At 71.3% G+C, this 18,723-nt stretch carries 17 protein-coding genes and 2 pseudogenes; 11 read left to right on the top strand and 8 right to left on the bottom strand.

Going from position 1 to position 18,723, the window contains the following annotated elements; genetic code table 11:
* From ftsY to KBY81_RS13395, 4 genes are all read left to right on the top strand, one after another.
* Positions 1–1,169 (top strand): signal recognition particle-docking protein FtsY (gene ftsY, locus KBY81_RS13410; protein ID WP_254976745.1); only part of this gene is annotated, 1,169 nt, incomplete at its 5' end.
* Positions 1,170–1,189: 20 nt separating this feature from the next.
* Complete coding sequence (locus KBY81_RS13405) at positions 1,190–2,623, top strand: PP2C family protein-serine/threonine phosphatase (RefSeq protein ID WP_106222197.1); 1,434 nt, start codon at positions 1,190–1,192, stop codon at positions 2,621–2,623.
* 38 nt (positions 2,624–2,661) lie between these two features.
* Entirely contained in the window at positions 2,662–4,062 is a 1,401-nt protein-coding gene (gene argH, locus KBY81_RS13400; protein WP_254971935.1) for an argininosuccinate lyase, read from the top strand.
* Positions 4,063–4,155: 93 nt separating this feature from the next.
* On the top strand, positions 4,156–4,713 hold the full coding sequence (locus tag KBY81_RS13395) for an RNA-binding protein (protein ID WP_106222193.1): 558 nt from the start codon (positions 4,156–4,158) through the stop codon (positions 4,711–4,713).
* Between the two features lie 43 nt (positions 4,714–4,756).
* Here the strand turns inward: KBY81_RS13395 and dusA are convergent, their stop codons facing one another.
* The gene (dusA, locus tag KBY81_RS13390; protein WP_254976744.1) at positions 4,757–5,746 is read right to left on the bottom strand and encodes a tRNA dihydrouridine(20/20a) synthase DusA; all 990 of its coding nucleotides are present in this window, start codon (positions 5,744–5,746) and stop codon (positions 4,757–4,759) included.
* 39 nt (positions 5,747–5,785) lie between these two features.
* Between dusA and KBY81_RS13385 the strand changes: the two genes are divergently transcribed.
* On the top strand, positions 5,786–7,096 hold the full coding sequence (locus KBY81_RS13385; protein WP_254976743.1) for an NAD(P)/FAD-dependent oxidoreductase: 1,311 nt from the start codon (positions 5,786–5,788) through the stop codon (positions 7,094–7,096).
* A gap of 3 nt (positions 7,097–7,099) precedes the next feature.
* Here the strand turns inward: KBY81_RS13385 and KBY81_RS13380 are convergent, their stop codons facing one another.
* Positions 7,100–8,350: a type II secretion system F family protein gene (locus tag KBY81_RS13380; protein ID WP_106222187.1), complete on the bottom strand. Its 1,251-nt coding sequence runs from the start codon at positions 8,348–8,350 to the stop codon at positions 7,100–7,102.
* A gap of 8 nt (positions 8,351–8,358) precedes the next feature.
* Positions 8,359–9,438 (bottom strand): type IV pilus twitching motility protein PilT, encoded by a 1,080-nt coding sequence (locus KBY81_RS13375; RefSeq protein WP_106222185.1) that lies wholly within the window; start codon positions 9,436–9,438, stop codon positions 8,359–8,361.
* A 247-nt stretch (positions 9,439–9,685) separates the two neighbouring features.
* Between KBY81_RS13375 and KBY81_RS16755 the strand changes: the two are divergent.
* A pseudogene (locus KBY81_RS16755) lies at positions 9,686–9,967 on the top strand (hypothetical protein); the annotation flags it as partial.
* A gap of 13 nt (positions 9,968–9,980) precedes the next feature.
* Here the strand turns inward: KBY81_RS16755 and KBY81_RS16750 are convergent.
* Positions 9,981–10,736: pseudogene (locus KBY81_RS16750) on the bottom strand (GspE/PulE family protein); the annotation flags it as partial.
* A gap of 314 nt (positions 10,737–11,050) precedes the next feature.
* On the opposite strand from KBY81_RS16750, the gene grpE reads away from it, so the two are divergent.
* The 4 genes from grpE to rsgA are packed head-to-tail and all read left to right on the top strand — an operon-like array spanning position 11,051 to position 14,241.
* A complete protein-coding gene (gene grpE, locus KBY81_RS13365) occupies positions 11,051–11,785 on the top strand; it encodes a nucleotide exchange factor GrpE (RefSeq protein ID WP_254971923.1) in 735 nt (244 codons plus the stop codon).
* Positions 11,785–12,909, top strand: coding sequence for a molecular chaperone DnaJ (gene dnaJ / locus KBY81_RS13360; RefSeq protein ID WP_254976742.1), 1,125 nt, complete (start codon positions 11,785–11,787; stop codon positions 12,907–12,909). Before grpE ends, dnaJ begins: the two co-directional genes overlap by 1 nt.
* A 5-nt stretch (positions 12,910–12,914) precedes the next feature.
* Positions 12,915–13,163: a sulfurtransferase TusA family protein gene (locus KBY81_RS13355; RefSeq protein ID WP_106222177.1), complete on the top strand. Its 249-nt coding sequence runs from the start codon at positions 12,915–12,917 to the stop codon at positions 13,161–13,163.
* The gene (rsgA, locus tag KBY81_RS13350; protein WP_254976741.1) at positions 13,153–14,241 is read left to right on the top strand and encodes a ribosome small subunit-dependent GTPase A; all 1,089 of its coding nucleotides are present in this window, start codon (positions 13,153–13,155) and stop codon (positions 14,239–14,241) included. Before KBY81_RS13355 ends, rsgA begins: the two co-directional genes overlap by 11 nt.
* Here rsgA and KBY81_RS13345 read toward each other — a convergent pair.
* The 3 genes from KBY81_RS13345 to murC are packed head-to-tail and all read right to left on the bottom strand — an operon-like array spanning position 14,198 to position 16,912.
* Positions 14,198–14,539 (bottom strand): YbaB/EbfC family nucleoid-associated protein, encoded by a 342-nt coding sequence (locus tag KBY81_RS13345; RefSeq protein WP_094587050.1) that lies wholly within the window; start codon positions 14,537–14,539, stop codon positions 14,198–14,200. The genes rsgA and KBY81_RS13345 overlap by 44 nt on opposite strands.
* Positions 14,540–14,565: 26 nt before the next feature.
* The gene (gene murB / locus KBY81_RS13340; protein WP_254976740.1) at positions 14,566–15,459 is read right to left on the bottom strand and encodes a UDP-N-acetylmuramate dehydrogenase; all 894 of its coding nucleotides are present in this window, start codon (positions 15,457–15,459) and stop codon (positions 14,566–14,568) included.
* Positions 15,460–15,463: 4 nt separating this feature from the next.
* Positions 15,464–16,912 carry a UDP-N-acetylmuramate--L-alanine ligase gene (murC, locus tag KBY81_RS13335; protein WP_254976746.1) on the bottom strand — a complete coding sequence of 483 codons (1,449 nt, stop codon included), beginning with the start codon at positions 16,910–16,912 and terminating at the stop codon, positions 15,464–15,466.
* Between the two features lie 182 nt (positions 16,913–17,094).
* Between murC and KBY81_RS13330 the strand changes: the two genes are divergently transcribed.
* Positions 17,095–18,117: a type I glyceraldehyde-3-phosphate dehydrogenase gene (locus KBY81_RS13330; RefSeq protein ID WP_254976739.1), complete on the top strand. Its 1,023-nt coding sequence runs from the start codon at positions 17,095–17,097 to the stop codon at positions 18,115–18,117.
* 41 nt (positions 18,118–18,158) lie between these two features.
* Here the strand turns inward: KBY81_RS13330 and KBY81_RS13325 are convergent.
* The coding region (locus KBY81_RS13325; RefSeq protein WP_254976738.1) for an AIR synthase-related protein at positions 18,159–18,723 on the bottom strand (565 nt) is incomplete at its 5' end.

The following is an 18,723-nucleotide window of genomic DNA, read 5'->3' as shown; positions in this document are numbered from 1 at the left end:
CCGTGGCGCGCGGCCTTTCCCTGCTGGAGCAGGCCGCCGCCCAGCGCCAGCAGCGCCTCCAGGAGATCACCGCCCCCGCCGAGCCTGTCCCGGCCGCGCCGCCGGCCGCCGCAGCGACCCCCCAGGCCGCGGACGCCGATGCCGCCGACCCCAGCCTCGGCGCCTTCGATGACACCTTCACCTGGTCGGCGGAGGTGCTGGCGGCCCAGGGACGCAGCGTCGAGGACGTGTCCCTCGAGGAGATCGACTGGCTGGGCCGGCTGCGGCGCGGCCTCGAGAAGACCCGCAAGGGTTTCGTCACCCAGCTGCTGGAGAACCTCGGCGACGACCCCCTCACCCCGGCGGTGCTCGACGACCTCGAGTCCACCCTGCTGCGCGCCGACGTGGGCGTGAAGGCCACCGACCAGGTGCTCGAAGCCCTGCGCCGCCGCCTCAACGAGGAGGTGGTCGACCCGGCCGAGGGGCTCCGCTTCCTGAAGGAGCAGCTGCGCGGCCTGCTGGAGGAGCCGATCCGCGCCGGCGGCACCGCCCTGCTGGCCCCCCAGCGCGACCGGCTCAACGTCTGGCTGCTGGTCGGCGTCAACGGGGTCGGCAAGACCACCACCCTCGGCAAGCTGGCCAACCTGGCGGTGCGCAGCGGCTACAGCTGCCTGATCGCCGCCGCCGACACCTTCCGGGCCGCGGCGGTCCAGCAGGTGAGCGTCTGGGGGGAGCGCAGCGGCGTGCCCGTGGTGGCCAACCCCAGCGCCAATGCCGACCCGGCGGCCGTCGTCTTCGACGCCATCGGCGCCGCCCGCTCCAAGGGCACCGAGCTGGTGCTGGTGGACACGGCCGGCCGGCTGCAGACCAAGCACAACCTGATGGAGGAGCTGGGCAAGGTGCGGCGCACGATCACCAGGCTGGCGCCGGAGGCGGCGGTGGAATCGCTGCTGGTGCTCGATGCCAGCCAGGGCCAGAACGGCCTGCGCCAGGCCATGGCCTTCGCCAGTGCCGCCGGTCTCACCGGGGTGGTGCTCACCAAGCTGGACGGCAGCGCCCGCGGCGGCGTCGCCCTGGCGGTGGCCTCCGAGGCGGGGCTGCCGATCCGCTTCATCGGGGCCGGTGAGGGCATCCGCGACCTGCGGCCCTTCAACAGCTTCGAGTTCGTCGAGGCCCTGCTCGCCTCCTGAAGCCGCCTGCCGCTGCTACCTTGCGTGTCCTTTGCGGCCGCTCGGTGAGCAGCACGCCGCCCCCGCAGCCCCATCCCACCCCCACCACGGCGTCCCGTCCCGGCCAGGGGCTGTCCGTCGCGGCCTCGCTGCGCCAGCTGCTCGACAGCCTCGGCCGGGAGCAGCGCCGCAACCTGGAGCTGCTGGCGTCCCTCTCCTTCGCCCTGCGCAGCTACACCAACCTCAAGCGCTTCCTTGAACTGGTGCCCCTGGTGGCGGCGCGCCTGGTGGAGGGGGAGGGCAGCCTGCTTGTGGTGTTCCACGCCGATGGCCGCCTCTGGCGCGAGCAGCTCCAGGCCACCCCCGGTGAGCGCAGCGCCGAGGTGCTGCGCCAGCTGGCGGCCCTGCCCGATGGGCAGCTCCAGAACCAGGAGGGCGACGAGGCCGTCGCGGTGCTGCTCGACCCCCTGATCCAGCGCCTGCTCGGCGCCCACCAGGTGTTCGCCACCTCCGTGGTGGCCCGCAGCCGCCAGCGGGGCCGGCTCTACGTGTTCAGTGACCGGCGCGGCTTCAGCTGGAGCGATGTGCGTCGCCGCCACCTGCAGCTGGTGGCCGACCTCACCGGCGTGGCCCTGGAGAACGAGCTGCTGCAGCAGGACCGGCGCCGCCATGAGCGGCTCGACCGCCAGCTGAGCATCGGCGCCGAGGTCCAGTCCCAGCTGCTGCCCGACCACTGCCCCGTGATCGACGGCGTCGAGCTGGCGGCGCTCTGCCGCCCCGCCTTCCAGGTGGGCGGCGACTACTACGACTTCATCCCCACCCAGCCCCAGCTCAGCGGCCACCGGCGCGAGCAGGCCCCCTGGGCGCTGGTGATGGGCGACGTCATGGGCAAGGGGGTGCCGGCCGGCCTGCTGATGACCCTGCTGCGGGGCATGCTGCGGGCCGAGGTGCTCAGCGGACTGCCGCCCGACCGCATCCTCCACGACCTCAACCAGCTGGCCCAGGAGGACCTGGCCCACTCGCACCGCTTCGTCACCCTCTTCTATTCCGACTACGACCCCCGCACCCGCCTGCTGCGTTACGCCAACGCGGCCCACAACCCGCCCCTGGTCTGGCGGCGCCACTCGGGCCGGGTGGAGCGGCTCGACACCCCCGGCCTGCTGATCGGCCTGCAGAGCGAGGCCGAGTACGGCTGCGGTGAGCTGCAGCTGGAGCCCGGCGACGTGATCCTTTATTACACTGATGGCGTCACCGAGGCCAGCGGCTTCAGTGGCGAGCGCTTCGACGAGGAGCGGCTGGTGAAGGCCTTCCAGGGCGCCTGCCGGGCCGTCCACGACGCCCAGGCGATCCTGGACCGGCTGTTCGAGCGCCTCGACCGTTTCGTCGGCAGCGACCGCCGGCTCGAGGACGACGCCTCGATGGTGGTGCTGAAGGTGAGGGACGGGGTGGTGCTGCCCACCCTGCCCGCCACCTGAGACGAATGGCAAGCTGAGGGGCTGAGCGGAATGCCCTGATGGTCGCCGACCCCTCCCCCACCACCTGGAGCGATCGCTTCGAGCAGGGTCTGCATCCGGCGATCGAGCGCTTCAACGCCTCGATCGGTTTCGACATCGCCCTGCTCCAGGAGGATCTCGACGGTTCCATCGCCCACGCCCGCATGCTGGGCCGCTGCGGGGTGATCAGCGAGCCGGAGGCGGAGCGCCTGATCGAGGGGCTCGAGGCCATCCGCGCCGAGGCGGCCGCCGGGCAGTTCACGCCAGGTCTGGAGGCGGAGGACGTGCATTTCGCCGTGGAACGGCGCCTGATCGAACGGCTCGGCCCCCTCGGCAAGAAGCTGCACACCGGCCGTAGCCGCAACGACCAGGTGGGCACCGACCTGCGTCTCTGGCTGCGGCGCCGCATCGATGCCATCGACGCCGCCCTGGTGCGTTTCGAGCGGGCCCTGCTGGTGAGGGCCGAGGCCCACCCCGACACCCTGATCCCCGGTTACACCCACCTGCAGCGGGCCCAGCCGGTCTGCCTGGCCCACCACCTGCTCGCCTACGTCGAGATGGCCGAGCGCGACCGCCAACGCCTGGCCGACGTGCGCCGCCGCGTCAACATCTGCCCCCTCGGGGCGGCCGCCCTGGCGGGGACGCCGGTGCCGATCGACCGCCGCCAGACCGCCGACGAGCTCGGCTTCGAGGCGATCTACGCCAACAGCCTCGATGCGGTGAGCGACCGCGACTTCGCCGTCGAGACGATGGCGGCCCTCTCCCTGGTGATGGCCCACCTGAGCCGCCTGGCGGAGGAGGTGATCCTCTGGGCCAGCGAGGAGTTCGGCTTCGTGGGGCTCACCGACCGCTGCGCCACCGGCAGCAGCCTGATGCCCCAGAAGAAGAATCCCGATGTGCCCGAACTGGTGCGCGGCAAGAGCGGCCGGGTGTTCGGCCACCTGATGGGGCTGCTGACGATGATCAAGGGTCTGCCCCTCGCCTACAACAAGGACTTCCAGGAGGACAAGGAAGCCCTCTTCGACGGGGTGCGCACCTGCCTTGACTGCCTGGAGGCGATGGCCGTGCTGTTTGAGGAGGGGCTCGACTTCCGCCCCGCCCGGCTGGAGGCCGCCGTGGCCGCCGATTACTCCAATGCCACCGATGTGGCCGACTATCTGGTGGCCCGCGGGGTGCCGTTCCGGGAGGCCTACCAGCTGGTCGGCGGGCTGGTGAAGGCCTGCCTGCTGGAGCAGCGGCTGCTGGCCGATCTGCCCCTCGAGCGCTGGCAGCAGCTCCATCCCGCCTTCGAAGCGGACATCCATGCGGTGATCGCCCCGCGGCAGGTGGTGGCGGCCCGCCGCAGTGAGGGCGGCACGGGCTTCGAGCGGGTGGCCGAGCAGCTGCGTCTGGCGCGGGAGCGCCTCGATCGCACCCCCTGAGCTTCTCCGGCGGGCGTTGGAATCGCGGGTCTACGTCTAATCTTGGGGGGTCTTGGGCGCCCGTGCGCCCCATCGGTTCCCCCTCATCGGTCAGTGAGTATTTTCGTCGGCAATCTTCCCTTCCGCGCCGAGCAGGAAGACGTGGCTGAACTGTTCGCGCCCTTCGGCGAAGTGGTCAACTGCTCCCTGCCGCTGGAGCGCGACACCGGCCGCAAGCGCGGCTTCGCTTTCATCGAGATGGCGGATGCCGACACCGAGACCAGGGCCATCGACGCCCTGCAGGGGGCCGAGCTGATGGGTCGTCCCCTGCGCATCAACAAGGCCGAGCCCCGCAGCGGCGGTGGTGGTGGTGGCGGTGGTCCGCGCCGCGGCGGCGGCGGCGGCTACGGCGGCGGTGGTGGTGGCGGCTATGGCGGCGGCGGTGGTGGCTACGGAGGTGGCGGCGGTGGCTATGGCGGGGGTGGCGGCGGCTATGGCGCCGATCGCGGGTCCGGGGCCAGGGGCTGGGAGGACCGCAGCTACGGCGGCGGTGGAGCTGGTGGCGGCGGAGCTGCCCCCGATGCCTTCGAGGCGGGCCGCTCCCGCCGGCGCCGCAGCGGCGGTGGCGGTGGTGACTACGGCGGCGGTGACTACGGCGGCGCCGAGGTCTGAGGCGCCAAGGTCTGAGGCGCCCCCGGACGGGGCCTGAGCCCTCTCAGAGGCCCCGTTCCTCCAGCTGGCGGGCGGCGGCCTCCAGCACGGCGGGGCCAGCCCCCGCCTGGCCGGCCTCCCGGGTCAGCCAGCCGCGCCAGTGGCGGGCCCCGCTGACCCCCTCCACCACGTGCACCAGGTGCCGGGCGATCGGCCAGAGCCGTCCCCCCGAGGCGCACCAGCGTTCGGCATGGGGCAGCACCCCCCTCAGCACCGTCGAGGCCCGTGGCTCGGCGCCGCCGGCGTCCCCGAAGATCCGGCGGTCCACCCCCGCCCAGCGCAGGGGATGGGCGTAGGCGGCCCGCCCCACCATCACCCCGTCCACCAGGGCCAGCTGCTCCTGGCAGGGGTCCAGGTCCTCCAGGCCGCCGTTCAGTTCGATCGTCAGCTGCGGCCGCTCCCGTTTGAGGCGGTGCACCAGGTCCCAGCGCAGGGGCGGCACGGTGCGGTTCTGCTTCGGATCGAGCCCGTTCAGCCAGGCCTTGCGGGCGTGGACGGCGAAGCGGGCGGCGCCGGCCGCCGCCAGGCTGTCGACGAAGGCCAGCAGTTCCTCGTAGGAGTCCCGCTCGTCGATGCCGATGCGGTGCTTCACCGTCACCGGCAGGGGCGTGGCCGCCGCCATCGCCGCCACGCAGCGGGCCACCCGCTCCGGCTCCGCCATCAGGCAGGCCCCGAAGCGGCCCTGCTGCACCTTCTCGCTGGGACAGCCCACGTTGAGGTTGATCTCGTCGTAGCCCCAGTCGGCCCCCATCCGGGCGGCCTCCGCCAGCAGCTCCGGGTCGTCGCCGCCGAGCTGCAGGGCCAGGGGGTGTTCGCCCGGGTCGAACCCCAGCAGCCGTTCGAGCCGCTGCTGCTTCTCCCCCATCCGGGAGGGGGAGCCCTCCTGGGCGATGTGGTGCAGGGCCCGGGCCACCACCATCTCGGAGTAGAGCAGGCAGTGCCGGCTGACCTGCCGCATCAGCACCCGGAAGTGCCGATCGGTGCAGTCCAGCATGGGCGCCACACTGAAGCGGTAGTTGTGCTCCATCGCCCCATGCTGCCCAGCCGTGCCTCCGTGGTGGTGGTGGGAGGGGGCCCGGCGGGCTTCATGGCCGCCATCGCCGCCGCCGAAGCGGCCGCCGGCCAGCTCCGCGGGGGGGTGCTGCTGCTGGAGTCCACCCCCGAACCGCTGCACAAGGTGCTGATCAGCGGCGGCGGCCGCTGCAACGTCACCCACGCCTGCTGGGATCCGCGGCTGCTGGTGGATCACTACCCGCGCGGCGGCAAGGCCCTGCGGGGCCCTTTCTCCCGCTTCGCCCCCGGTGACACGGTGGCCTGGTTCCAGGCCCATGGCCTGCAGCTGGTGGAGGAGCCCGACGGGCGGCTGTTCCCCCGCTCCAACCGTTCCTCCTCGGTGATCGACACCCTGCGCCGGGCGGCGACCGCCGCCGGGGTGGCGGTGCACACGGCCGAGGCGGGGCAGGCGGCGGAGGCCCTGCCCGGTGGCGGGTTCCGGCTGCGGCTGCGCTCGGGGGCCGAGCTGCTCGCCGAGCACCTGGTGCTGGCGACGGGCAGCCACCCCAGCGGCCACCGCATCGCCGCCTCCCTGGGCCATGGCCTGGTGGCCCCGGTGCCCTCCCTGTTCACCCTCACCCTGGCCGACCACCCCCTGCTGGCCCTCGCCGGGGTGGCGATGGACCCGGTGCAGCTGGAGCTGCTGCTGACGCCCCTGGCGGACACCGCCACGGCCGCCACCGCCTCGGCCCCTGGCGCCCCCGGCAAGCCCCAGCGGCAGCGGGGGCCGGTACTGATCACCCACTGGGGCCTCAGCGGGCCGGCCACCCTGCGGCTCACGGCCTTCGCCGCCCGGGCCCTGCGGGAGCGCCGCTACCGGGCCGATCTGCGGGTCGACTGGACCGGCGGCCGCAAGCCGGCGGAGCTGGAGGGCTGGTTTGCCGCGGCGCGCCGCGAGCAGGCCCGGCGTCAGCTGGGCAACTGGCGGCCCTGGCCCGACCTCAGCCGCCGCCTCTGGCTGCACCTGCTGGCCCTGGCGGGGCTGGACGCCAGCCTGCGCTGGGCCGATCTCCCCCGCCGCGGGGAGCAGGCCCTGGTCACAGCCCTGCGGGACAGCCGTTACCGGGTCTCCGGCCGCGGCCCCTTCGGCGAGGAGTTCGTCACCGCCGGCGGCATCCCCCTGGCGGAGGTCAACCTGGCCACGATGGAGAGCCGCCTGCAGCCGAGCCTGTTCCTGGTGGGGGAACTGCTGGACGTGGACGGGGTGACGGGCGGCTTCAACTTCCAGCACTGCTGGAGCTCGGGCTGGCTGGCGGGCCAGGCCCTGGCGGCTCAGATCACGGGCGCCTAGGGCTCAGCGCACGTGCTCGTAGATCGAGAACATCGGCAGATACATGGCCAGCAGCACCGAGCCCACGATGATGCCCACCAGCACGATCATCGCCGGCTCCAGCATGGAGGTCATGGCCTTCACCATCGTGCTGACCTCGTCTTCGTAGAAGTCGGCCACCTTGGAGAGCATGGCGTCCATTTCGCCGGTTTCCTCGCCGATGGCGAGCATGTTGACGCACATCTCCGGAAACACGTTCTTGAGCCGCAGGGCCGCGCTGAGGGGCATGCCCTCACTCACCTCATTCTTGGAGGAGATGATGGCATCGGAGATCACGGAGTTGGTGGCCGTCTCCCTCACGATCTCCAGGGACAGCAGGATCGGCACCCCCGCCTTGGAGAGGGAGCTCAGGGTGCGGCAGAACTGGGCACTGGCCGACTTCTGCAGCAACTCACCGAATAGGGGCAGCTTCAGCAGCAGGCCGTCGATCTGGCGGCGGCCCATCGGTGTGTTGTAGGTGGACACCACCCAGAACGCGAAGCCCACCAGGGCCGCCAGCAGGATCAGGGCCTTCCAGGAGCGCAGGAACTCACTCAGATTCAGCATCATCTGGGTGAACAGGGGCAGTTCCGCCCCCAGCTGCTCGAAGACGCTGGAGAAGGTGGGGATCAGAAAGATCGTCATGCCCAGGAACACGGCGATGGCGATCACCAGCACCGTGACCGGATAGCTCATCGCCCCCTTGATCTGGTTCTGGAGCTTGGCGTTGTCCTCCAGCAGCTTGGCCAGGCGCTTGAGGGTGTCGTCGAGGACGCCACCCGCCTCACCCGCCTCCACCAGGGCGATGCTGAGGTTGTCGAACACCTTCGGCCAGCGGCGCATGGCGTTGCCCAGACTGTCGCCCTGGTTGACGTCCTGGGTCATGCCCGCCAGGGCCTGGCGCATCTTGTTGGAGCGCTGCTGGACCCGCATCAGGTCGAGGCTGCGCAGGATCGGCACGCCCGCATCCACCAGGGCGGAGAGCTTGTTGGCGAACAGGGCCTTGTCGCGGATGGTCACCGGCCCCTCGAGCAGGTCGGACAGGCCGCTGAAGGAGGAGGACGTCTTCTTGGGGGCCGCCTGGGGGACCTTGGGGGTCTCCTTGCGCACCAGGGTGTTGGCCAGGATGCCGCGGCGGCGCAGTTCCCGCCGGGCGACCGAGGGGCTGTCGGCGTTCAGCGTCATCTCCCGGCGCTGGCCGGACTTGGTGGTGTAGGTGACGACGAAGGCGGTCATGGCGGGCCTCAGCGGTCGAGCAGCCGGAGGAGCTCTTCCGGCTTGGTGGTCTTGAGCAGGGCCTCCTCGCGGGTGACCCTGCCCTCCTCCACCAGGTTGGCGAGTGCCCGCTCGAGGGTCTGCATGCCCTGGCTGGCGCCGGTCTGGATCTGGGAATAGAGCTGGGAGCTCTTGCCTTCCCGGATCAGGTTGGCGATGGCGGGGGTGTTGATCATGATTTCCTGGGCCATCACCCGGCCGAAGGCGCCGTTGCCGGCGGGTACGGCGCTCTTGCAGAGGGTCTGGGAGAAGACCGCCAGCAGGCTGCCGCTCAGCTGCACCCGGATCTGGGTCTGCTGGCCCGCCGGGAACACATCCACCATCCGGTCGACGGTCTGGCCGGCGGAGCTGGTGTGCAGGGTGCCGAAGACGAGGTGGCCGGTCTCGGCGGCGGTGATCGCCAGCTGGATCGTCTCCAGGTCGCGCAGTTCCCCCACCAGGATCACATCCGGATCTTCCCGCAGGGCCGCTCGCAGGGCGTTGGAGAAGCTGCGGGTGTCCTCATTCAGTTCGCGCTGGTGAATGATTGATTTGTCGTTCCTGTAGGTGAACTCGATCGGATCCTCGATGGTCAGAATGTGCTCCGAACGGGTGGCGTTGATGTGCTCGATCAGCGCCGCCAGTGTGGTCGTCTTGCCGGAGCCCGTCGGTCCGGTGACCAGGACCAGCCCCTTGGGCTTGCTGCTGATCTCCTCGACGATGGGGGGCAGTCCGAGTTTCTCGAGGCTGGGGATGGAGTTGCCGAGCGCCCGCAGGCAGGCCGCGTAGGTGCCCCGCTGGCGGTACACGTTGATCCGGAACCGGGCCACGCCCTTGAGGCCGTAGGAACAGTCGAGTTCCCAGTTCTGCTCCAGGTTCTTGCGCTGGGCGTTGTTGAGCAGGGAGAAGATCAGTCGGTTGCAGCTCTCCTCGGTGAGCTGGGTGTCCTGGATGATGGGCCGCAGCTGGCCGCTGAAGCGGCCGTAGGGAGGATTGCCCGCGGACAGGTGCAGGTCGCTGCCTCCGGCCTTCACCAGTTCCTGCATCAGGTCTTCGATGAGGAGATCCATCCTGCTCAGCTCCGAACGCACAGACAGTAGGGACATTCCAACCATTCGTCCTCCAGCCCCGCTCCGCAGCTGCGGCAGGTGAGGGTGCTCAGGGCCCGGGCGCGCCGTTCCGATTCCAGGCCCGTGTCGGTGAGCAACATGCGCTCCACCTCCTCCAGGGTGGTCAGCCCCTCCCGCACCAGATCAAGGCCGTAGCCGAGCAGCGTTTTCATGCCACTCTCCAGGGCCAGGCGCCGCAGCTCCTCGGTCGTCGCCCGCTTGGCCACGGCGGCGGAGAGGGTCTCGTTCATGCGCAGGATCTCGTAGACCCCCACCCGGCCCTTGTAGCCCCGCCCCTGGCAGGCGCTGCAGCAGCCCTCCGAGCCCGGCAGGACCGTGTTGGCCCGGTAGAAGGAGATGTCGGTCTCGTCGGAGGCCACCAGGCCGAAACGGGCCAGTTCGCTGTGGTTCGGGTGGTAAGGGATCCGGCACTCGCTGCACAGGCGGCGCAGCAGACGCTGGGAGACGATCCCCAGCAGCGAGGCGCTGACCAGGAAGGGCTCCATGCCCATCTCATCGAGCCGGGCGAAGGCGCTGGCGGCGTCGTTGCAGTGCAGGGTGGTCAGCACCAGGTGGCCGGTCAGGGCCGCCTCGATGGCGGTGCGGGCGGTCTCCAGGTCGCGGGTCTCCCCCACCAGCAGCACGTCCGGGTCCTGGCGCATGAAGGCGCGCAGCGCGGAGCTGAAGTCGTAGCCCTTCTCCCGGTTCACCTGGGTCTGGGTGATGCCCTGGAGGGTGTATTCGATCGGATCCTCGACCGTGGAGATGTTGATCGAGGGGTCGTTGCGCTCCGAGAGCAGGGCGTAGAGGGTGGTCGACTTGCCGGAACCCGTCGGCCCGGTGACCAGGATCATGCCGAAGGGTTTGGAGCCGATGTCCCGCAGGGTGGAGCGGGCTTCCTCGTCGGTGATCAGGGTGTCCAGACCCAGCTGGGTGGCGCCGCTGTCGAGCAGCCGCAGCACCACCTTCTCGCCGTAGCGGCCGGGCAGGGTGCTGACCCGGAAGTCCATGGTGCGGCCGCGGAAGTTGCGGCGGATCCGGCCGTCCTGGGGCATCCGCCGTTCGGCGATGTCCAGGTCGGCCATGATCTTGAAGCGGGAGGTGACCGCGGGGATCAGGGTGCGGGGCAGCTTGTCGATGCTGCGCAGCACGCCGTCCTGGCGGAAGCGGACCAGCAGCCCGTCCTCCTGGGGTTCCACGTGGATGTCGCTGGCGCCGCTGGTGAGCGACTCGATCAGGATCCGATCCACCAGGCTCATCACCGGCGAGATCCCCTCGCCCGAGCTGCTGGCTTCCAGGTCCTCGGTTTCCGGTGTGCTCGGCCCCTGGGGGGTGGCGGCCTGACCCAGGTCAAGGTCCCGGAAGAGGGAGGTGTGCTCCGCACCGGTGACCTGCGGGCGCTGGGTGAGACCTTCTGATGGCATCGACGGGAAGGATCGGAAGCGAAGCCTGGCTGTGGAGCCTTTGGGTGGAGCCTTGGAGTGGAGCGTGGCTGAGGTGCGGGCTTCCACCGCTTGTGGAGAGGGCTCCTCGACCTTCAACATAACGGCATCTGACATCCCTGCCAGAACGCATGACCGGCGACAACACTCCCCCCCATGAGGAACGGATCGATCCCCGGGAGGGCGCGGTCGACGCAGCCCGGGTGGAGGAGCTCCTCGAGACCCTGCCGGTGAATCCCGACGTCGGCCCGGACGTCACGCCCCCCGCCGAGGGCACCGGGGCCCCGGACGCCGCCGGCGCCGCGCCGGAGGCCGCCGACAGCGGCACTGACCGCGTCAGCCAGCTGGAGGCCGAGCTGGCGGCCCTGCGCAGCGAGAACGAGTCCCTGAAGGGCCAGTACATGCGCATCGCCGCCGATTTCGACAACTTCCGCAAGCGCCAGTCCCGTGACAAGGAGGACCAGCGCCTGCACATCACCTGCACCACCCTCACCGAGATCCTGCCGGTGGTCGACAACTTCGACCGGGCCCGCCAGCAGCTCAACCCCCAGAGCGAGGAGGCCCAGAGCCTGCATCGCAGTTACCAGAACCTCTATAAACAGCTGGTTGATGTGTTCAAGCAGCTGGGAGTGTCGCCGATGCGGGTGGAGGGTGAACCCTTCGACCCCTCGCTTCATGAGGCCGTGCTGCGCGAACCCAGTGAGGAGCATCCGGAGGACGTGGTGATCGAGGAGCTGCAGCGGGGCTACCACCTCGACGGCCGCGTGCTGCGGCATGCCCTGGTCAAGGTGTCGATGGGTCCCGGCCCGGCCGGTGGGTCCCGTTCCGATGCATCGGCGCCACCCAGCGAAGGGACATCCGACTGATGGCCGATTACTACGAGCTGCTCGGTGTCAGCCGGGACGTGGATGCCGACAGCCTCAAGAAGGCCTACCGGCGCCTGGCCCGCCAGTACCACCCGGACGTCAACAAGGACCCGGCCGCGGAGGACCGCTTCAAGGAGATCGGCCGGGCCTATGAGGTGCTCAGCGATCCCCAGGCCCGGGCCCGCTACGACCAGTTCGGCGAGGCCGGCCTGGGCGGCGGCGGCGGCATGCCCGACATGGGCGACATGGGCGGTTTTGCCGACCTCTTCGAGACCTTCTTCAGCGGTTTCGGCGGGGCCGGCGGTGGCGCCGCGGCCGGGGCACGCCGCCGCGGCCCCCGCCAGGGCGACGACCTGCGCCTGGATCTCACCATCAGCTTCAGCGAGGCCGTCTTCGGAAGCGAGAAGGACGTCCAGATCCGCCACCTCGAGACCTGCACCACCTGCAGCGGTTCCGGCGCCAAGGCGGGCAGCGGCCCCACCACCTGCGGCACCTGCGGCGGCGCCGGCCAGGTGCGCCGCGCCACCCGCACCCCCTTCGGCAGCTTCACCCAGGTGGCGCCCTGCCCCACCTGCGACGGCACCGGCCAGGTGATCGCCGATCCCTGCAATGCCTGCGGCGGCCAGGGCCTGCAGCAGGTGCGCAAGAAGCTGCGCATCAACATTCCCGCCGGCGTCGACACCGGCACCCGCCTGCGGGTGGGCCAGGAGGGCAACGCCGGCCAGCGGGGCGGGCCGGCCGGGGATCTCTACGTCTTCCTCACCGTCCAGTCCCACCCCCACCTGCGGCGGGATGGGGTCACGGTCCATTCCGAGGTGTCGCTCAACTACCTCCAGGCGATCCTGGGCGACACGATCGAGGTCGAGACCGTCGACGGCCACGAGCCGCTGGAGATTCCCGCCGGCACCCAGCCCGGGGCCGTCATCACCCTCCAGGGCAAGGGGGTGCCCCGGCTCGGCAATCCGGTGGCCCGCGGCAACCACCAGTTCACCATCAAGGTGCAGTTGCCCACCAAGCTCAACGGCGAGGAGCGCCAGCTGCTCGAGCAGCTGGCCGGACACCACACCAGCAAGGGCCAGCGCCACCACCACAAGAGCGGCCTGTTCGGCGGCCTGTTCGGTTGAGCGTCATGGGCGGCTCGCCGGCGGTCCTCGATCTGCGGGGAACGCCTTGCCCGGTCAACTTCATCCGGGCCCGCCTGGCCCTCGAGCCCCTGCCGCCGGGGAGCTGGCTGCGGATCGACCTGGACGGGGGGGAACCGGAGCAGATGGTGAGCGAGGGCCTGCGCAACGAGGGGCACGAGGTGCAACGGGTCGACCCGTCGCCGTTCGCCCCGGGTGAGGGGGTGCGGCTGCTGGTGCGACGGGATGGGGGCTGAGCCGCTGCCGGGTCGGGTGGTGGCCCTGCAGGCCAACTACTGCCTGGTGAGCCTCGATGGCACCTCGGAGCTCGGTGACGACGGCCGCCTGCTGTGCACCCGCCGCACCCGCCTCGAGAAGAGCGGCCTGCAGGTGTGCGTGGGTGATCGGGTGACGGTGGCCGCCGTCGACTGGCGGGCGCGGCGGGGGGCGGTGGTGGGCCTCGAACCCCGCCACAGCCTGCTGGAGCGGCCGGCGGTCGCCAACGTGAACCGGGTGGTGGTGGTGGTGGCCGTGGCCGAACCCGGCCTCGACCCCCTGCAGCTGACCCGGTTCCTGATCACCGCCGAGGCCACCGGCCAGCCGGTGCAGGTGGTGCTCAGCAAGGCCGACCTGCTGCCGCCGGCCGAGGTGGGGGCCTGGTGCCGGCGGCTGGAGGGCTGGGGCTACGGCACCGTGGCGGTTTCGACCCGCAGCGGCGAGGGCCTGGAGGCGCTGCGGGGCCAGCTGGCCGCGCCGGGCATTGCCGTGCTCTGTGGCCCCTCCGGCGTGGGCAAGAGCAGCCTGCTCAACGCCCTGGCCCCGGCCCTGGAGCTGCGCGTCGCCGCCGTCTCCGGCCGGTTGCGCCGCGGACGCCACACGACCCGGCATGTCGAATTGTTCTCCGTGGCGCCGGGGGCCCTGGTGGCCGATTCCCCCGGCTTCAACACCCCCGCCCTCCCCGACGACCCCCAGATCCTGGCGGCGGCCTTCCCGGAGCTGCTGGCCCGCCTCAGGGCCATCCCCTGCCGTTTCGCCAACTGCCGCCACCTGGGCGACCCGGGCTGTGCCATGGGGGACGGCTGGGACCGCCAGCTGATCTACGGCCGCTGCCTTGAGGAGGTGGAGGCCGCGGCGGCCCGTTCCCGCAGCGGCCAGGGGCGCCACGGGGAGCGGGGCCTGCGTCAGCGGGGCGACCGCCTCGAACCCCTGCTCGACCCCCAGCTGCGCCGCTCCTCCCGCAGCACCCGGCGTCAGGGGCTGGAGCAGGACCTGCCGGGCCTGGAGGGGGAGCTCAGTTCCCCAGACCGGGAAGATTCAGATCCAGACCCCCGGTGAGGGTTTCCATGCGCTCGCGCATGGTGCCGGTGGAGACCTCGTAGGCCTTGCAGAGCGCCGCCAGCACGGCCGCCTCGACCGTCTCCACGGGTTCGGCGAGCAGCTCGGGGCTCAGCTCGACCCGCAGGGGCTGCTGGTTGCCGGAGAGCCAGACGCTGGCGCGGCCCTCGGGGTCGCTGCCCTGCAGTTCCATCGCATCAAGCTCCTCCTGGAGCTTCTGGGCGTCCTGCTGAATCTGCTGGGCCTTGCGGAAGGCCTCGGTCAGCTGTCCGAAATTGGGAAGTCCGAAGCCGGCCATGCCAGGGGTCGTCGTCTGGGGGCAGGCTAGAACCCCAGCCGCTGGACCTCCGGGTGGAGCCGCACGCCGCGGTCCTCCAGCACCCGTTGCTGCACCTGGCGGATCAGGGCGTCGATGTCGGCGGCGGTGGCGGCGCCGGTGTTGACGATGAAATTGGCGTGGATCGGCGACACCTGGGCATCGCCGATGGCGAGCCCCTTGAGGCCGAGGGATTCGATCAGCTGGCCGGCTTTGAGCGGCTCGGGATTGCGGAACACGCTGCCGCAGCTGGGTTGCTGGTAGGGCTGGGTGCTGGTGCGGCTCTGCAGGTTGGCGCTGGTGCGGGCGCTGAGCACCGCCGGGTCGTGGCCGGGCTCCAGCCGGAAGCGGGCCGAAAGCACCAGCAGTGGCTCCTCCTGCAGGCGGCTGTGGCGGTAGGCGAAGGCCAGGTCAGCGGCGGCCAGCTCGAAGGGGGCGTCGGGCCGGCGCGGATCCAGCACCCGCACCGACACCAGCCACTCGGCGGTGCAGCCCCCCTGGGCGCCGGCGTTCATCACCACCGCGCCACCCACCGTGCCGGGGATGCCGACGGCCCACTCCAGCCCCCGCAGGCCGCTGCGGGCCGCCTTGCGGGCCAGGGTGGGGATCGGTTCCCCCGCCTCGGCCTCCACCCAGCCGTCGCCCGGATCCAGGCGGCTGCCCTGCAGCCGCCGGTTGCAGAGGGTGAGGCCGTCCAGGCCGCCGTCGGCGATCAGCAGGTTGGAGCCTGCGCCGATGCAGCGGAAGGGAAGACCCGAGGCCGCCGCCCAGGCGGCGTGGGCGATCAGCTCCCCCTGGTCGGCGGGTTCGGCGAACCAGGCGGCGGGCCCGCCGACCTTCCAGGTGGTGTAGTCCCGCAGGGCGACCCCTGCCCGGGGCTGGCTGAGCGGGGCCGTGGCCATCCCCTCAGGCCACCAGCGCGGTGGGGCGACCCCGTTCGTCGAGGGCCCCCAGGCGCTCCCAGAGGCTGTTGACGTCGCCGGCCCCCATCGCCAGCACCAGGTCGCCCGGGCCGGTGCCGCCGGCCACCAGCTCCGCCAGGGCCTCCATGCTGGCCGCCACCGCCACCGGCAGGTCGGGGGCGAGGGAGCGCACCGACTCCGCCAGGGCCTGGCTGGAGATCCCCGCCACCGGGGCCTCGCCGGCCGCGTACAGGGGCGCCAGCAGCACGGCGTCGGCCTCGGTGAGGGCCGCGGCGAAATCGTCCAGGAACTGGGCGGTGCGGGTGTAGCGGTGGGGCTGGAACACCGCCACCAGCCGCCGCGGCACCAGCGGCAGCGGGCTGCGGCCGCTCTCCACCATCAGCCGGGCCATGGCGATGGTGGCGGCCACTTCGCTGGGATGGTGGGCGTAATCGTCGACGATCGCCCGGTCCTGCCAGAGGCCGCGGCAGTCGAAGCGCCGTCCGGGGGGGCGCAGCCCGGCCACCGCCAGGCGCAGGTCCTCGAAGGGCACCCCCTCCAGCCGGCAGGCCGCCATGGCGGCCACGGTGTTGCTCAGGTTGTGGCGGCCGGGCAGGGGCACCTCCAGGGTGCCGAGCGCCTCCCCGTGCTCGTACCAGGTGGCCAGGGTGCCGTCACCCCGCTCCTCCACGGGGATGGCGGCGAAGTCGACGCCTTCGCTGCTGCAGGTCGACCACCAGCTGGCGGCCTGGAAGTGCTCCCGCAGCACCGGACAGTCGCGGTTGGCCAGCAGGGTGGTGCAGCCGTCGGCGAAGTGCTGCAAGGTGGCCACCAGGGCGGCCAGATCCGGATAGTGGTCGGTGTGGTCGAGCTCCACATTGGTGAGCACCCCCAGCCGGGGCCGGAACTTCACCAGGGAGCCGTCCGATTCGTCGGCCTCGGCCACCAGCAGCCGGCCCCGGCCATGGCGGCCGTTGCTGCCGAAGGCGGGCACGATCCCCCCGATCACGGCGGTGGGGTCCTCGCCAACGGCCTCCAGGAGCGTGGCGATCAGGGTGCTGGTGGTGGTCTTGCCGTGGCTGCCGGCCACCGCGATCGACGGCTGGGCATTGATCAGGGCCGCCAGCACGTCGGAGCGGTGCACGATCGCCAGCCCGCGCCGCCGGGCCTCGGCCAGCTCCTCGTTGGCAGCGGGCACCGCCGAGCTGATCACCACTAGGGGATCCGCCACCGTCCCGTCGAGACCGGCGAGCACCGCGGTGATCGTCGCGGCGGTCTGCTCCTGGAAGACCCGCACCCCGGCGGATCCCAGCCGCTCCAGCACCGGACTGGGACGGGGGTCGGAGCCACTCACCAGGAAGCCCCTCTCCGCCAGGATCCCTGCCAGGGCGGACATGCCGATCCCCCCGGCCCCGATGAAATGGAGCGGCTGACGGCGATCGAGCTTCGGGATCAAGGGGGACTCCAGGCCACGCCGAAAATAACGGCAGATCGGCCCTCCCCCCTCTGCGGGATACTTCGCTTTGCCGACCGTCCGATCCGGGGCCTGTGGCTGCGGGAAAGAGCAGGACCCCCATTTCTGTATGATCGGCAGCCAAAATCCCTCCTTGCTAGCGGGTTCCACCGCTTTCTGCCATGACCTTGCGCGTTGCGATCAATGGATTTGGCCGAATCGGTCGGAATTTCATGCGCTGCTGGCTGAGCCGCGGTGAGAACACCGGCATCGAAGTGGTGGGCCTGAACGACACCTCCGATCCGAAGACCAACGCCCACCTGCTCCAGTACGACACGATGCTCGGCCACATCCGCAATGCGGAAGTGAGCCACACCGACGACACCATCGTGGTCAACGGCAAGCACATCAAGTGCTTCTCCGACCGCAATCCCCTCAACCTCCCCTGGAAGGAGTGGGGCGTCGACCTGGTGATCGAGGCCACCGGCGTCTTCATTGATGAAAAGGGGGCCGGCAAGCACATCGAAGCCGGTGCCAGCAAGGTTCTGATCACGGCCCCCGGCAAGGGCGACGGCGTCGGCACTTTCGTGGTCGGCGTCAACGCCGATCAGTACCGCCACGATGACTTCGCCATCATCAGCAACGCCAGCTGCACCACCAACTGCATGGCGCCGGTGGTGAAGGTGCTCGATCAGGCCTTCGGCATCGTCAAGGGCACGATGACCACCACCCACAGCTACACCGGGGACCAGCGCATCCTCGACGCCAGCCACCGCGATCTGCGCCGCGCCCGGGCTGCCGCCGTCAACATCGTTCCCACCTCCACCGGCGCCGCCAAGGCGGTGGCTCTGGTGTACCCGCCGATGAAGGGCAAGCTCAACGGCATCGCCCTGCGGGTGCCCACCCCCAACGTCTCGGTGGTCGATCTGGTGCTCGAAGTGAGCCGCGGCACCACCAAGGATGAGGTGAACGCCACCCTCAAGGCCGCCTCCGAGAACGGCATGAAGGGGATCATCAAGTACTGCGACCTGCCCCTGGTCTCCACCGACCACGCCGGCACCGACGAGTCGGCGATCGTCGATTCGGATCTCACCCTGGTGATGGGCGACAACATGGTCAAGGTCATCGCCTGGTACGACAACGAGTGGGGCTACAGCCAGCGCGTCGTCGACCTGGCCGAGGTGGTGGCCCGCAACTGGAAGTGAACCGGCGGCCTGCCGGCGGCTGAATCCGTCCGCTGATTCCGTCAGCCGAAATGGCGGAAAGCGGCGGCCGGGGGGGCGACAGGGTCCCCCCCCTCCGCCCATCCCAGGGCTCCGCAGGGCTGGGGTTCCACCAGCCGGCCGATCCGGCGGGCGCCCGCCAGCCGTTCCACCAGGGCCTCGGCCCAGGTCGGCTCCACGGCCAGCACCAGTTCGAAATCTTCACCTCCCCAGAGGCACCAGTCCTCGCCGGTGTCCTGGCCCTCCAGTTCCGCCGCCAGGGGCAGGGCCTCCCGGAACAGCAGGGCCGTGCAGCCGCTGGCGGCGGCCAGGCAGGAGGCCGCGGCCGCCAGGCCGTCACTGCTGTCGCAGCCGGCCACCCGCCAGTCCAGGGCCGCCGGGCGACAGGCCCCCAGGGCCGCCACCGCATCGAACCGGGGCACGGGCCTGCGGTGGGCACGGATGGCCCGCTCCCGGCCGGACGCGGGCAGGTCCGGCAGCGCCTCGCCCCGCAGCAGGGCCAGGCCCAGGCGGCTGAGCCCATGGGCGCCGGTGCTGACCACCACATCGCCCGGCCGGCCGTCCCCGCGGCGGATCGGGCCGCCCCCC

The sequence above is a fragment of the Cyanobium sp. Lug-B genome, assembly GCF_024345635.1.
Taxonomy (GTDB): domain Bacteria; phylum Cyanobacteriota; class Cyanobacteriia; order PCC-6307; family Cyanobiaceae; genus Cyanobium; species Cyanobium minutissimum.
Note: the sequence above shows the minus strand (reverse complement) of the source record. Positions and strands in the feature narration are given on the sequence as shown.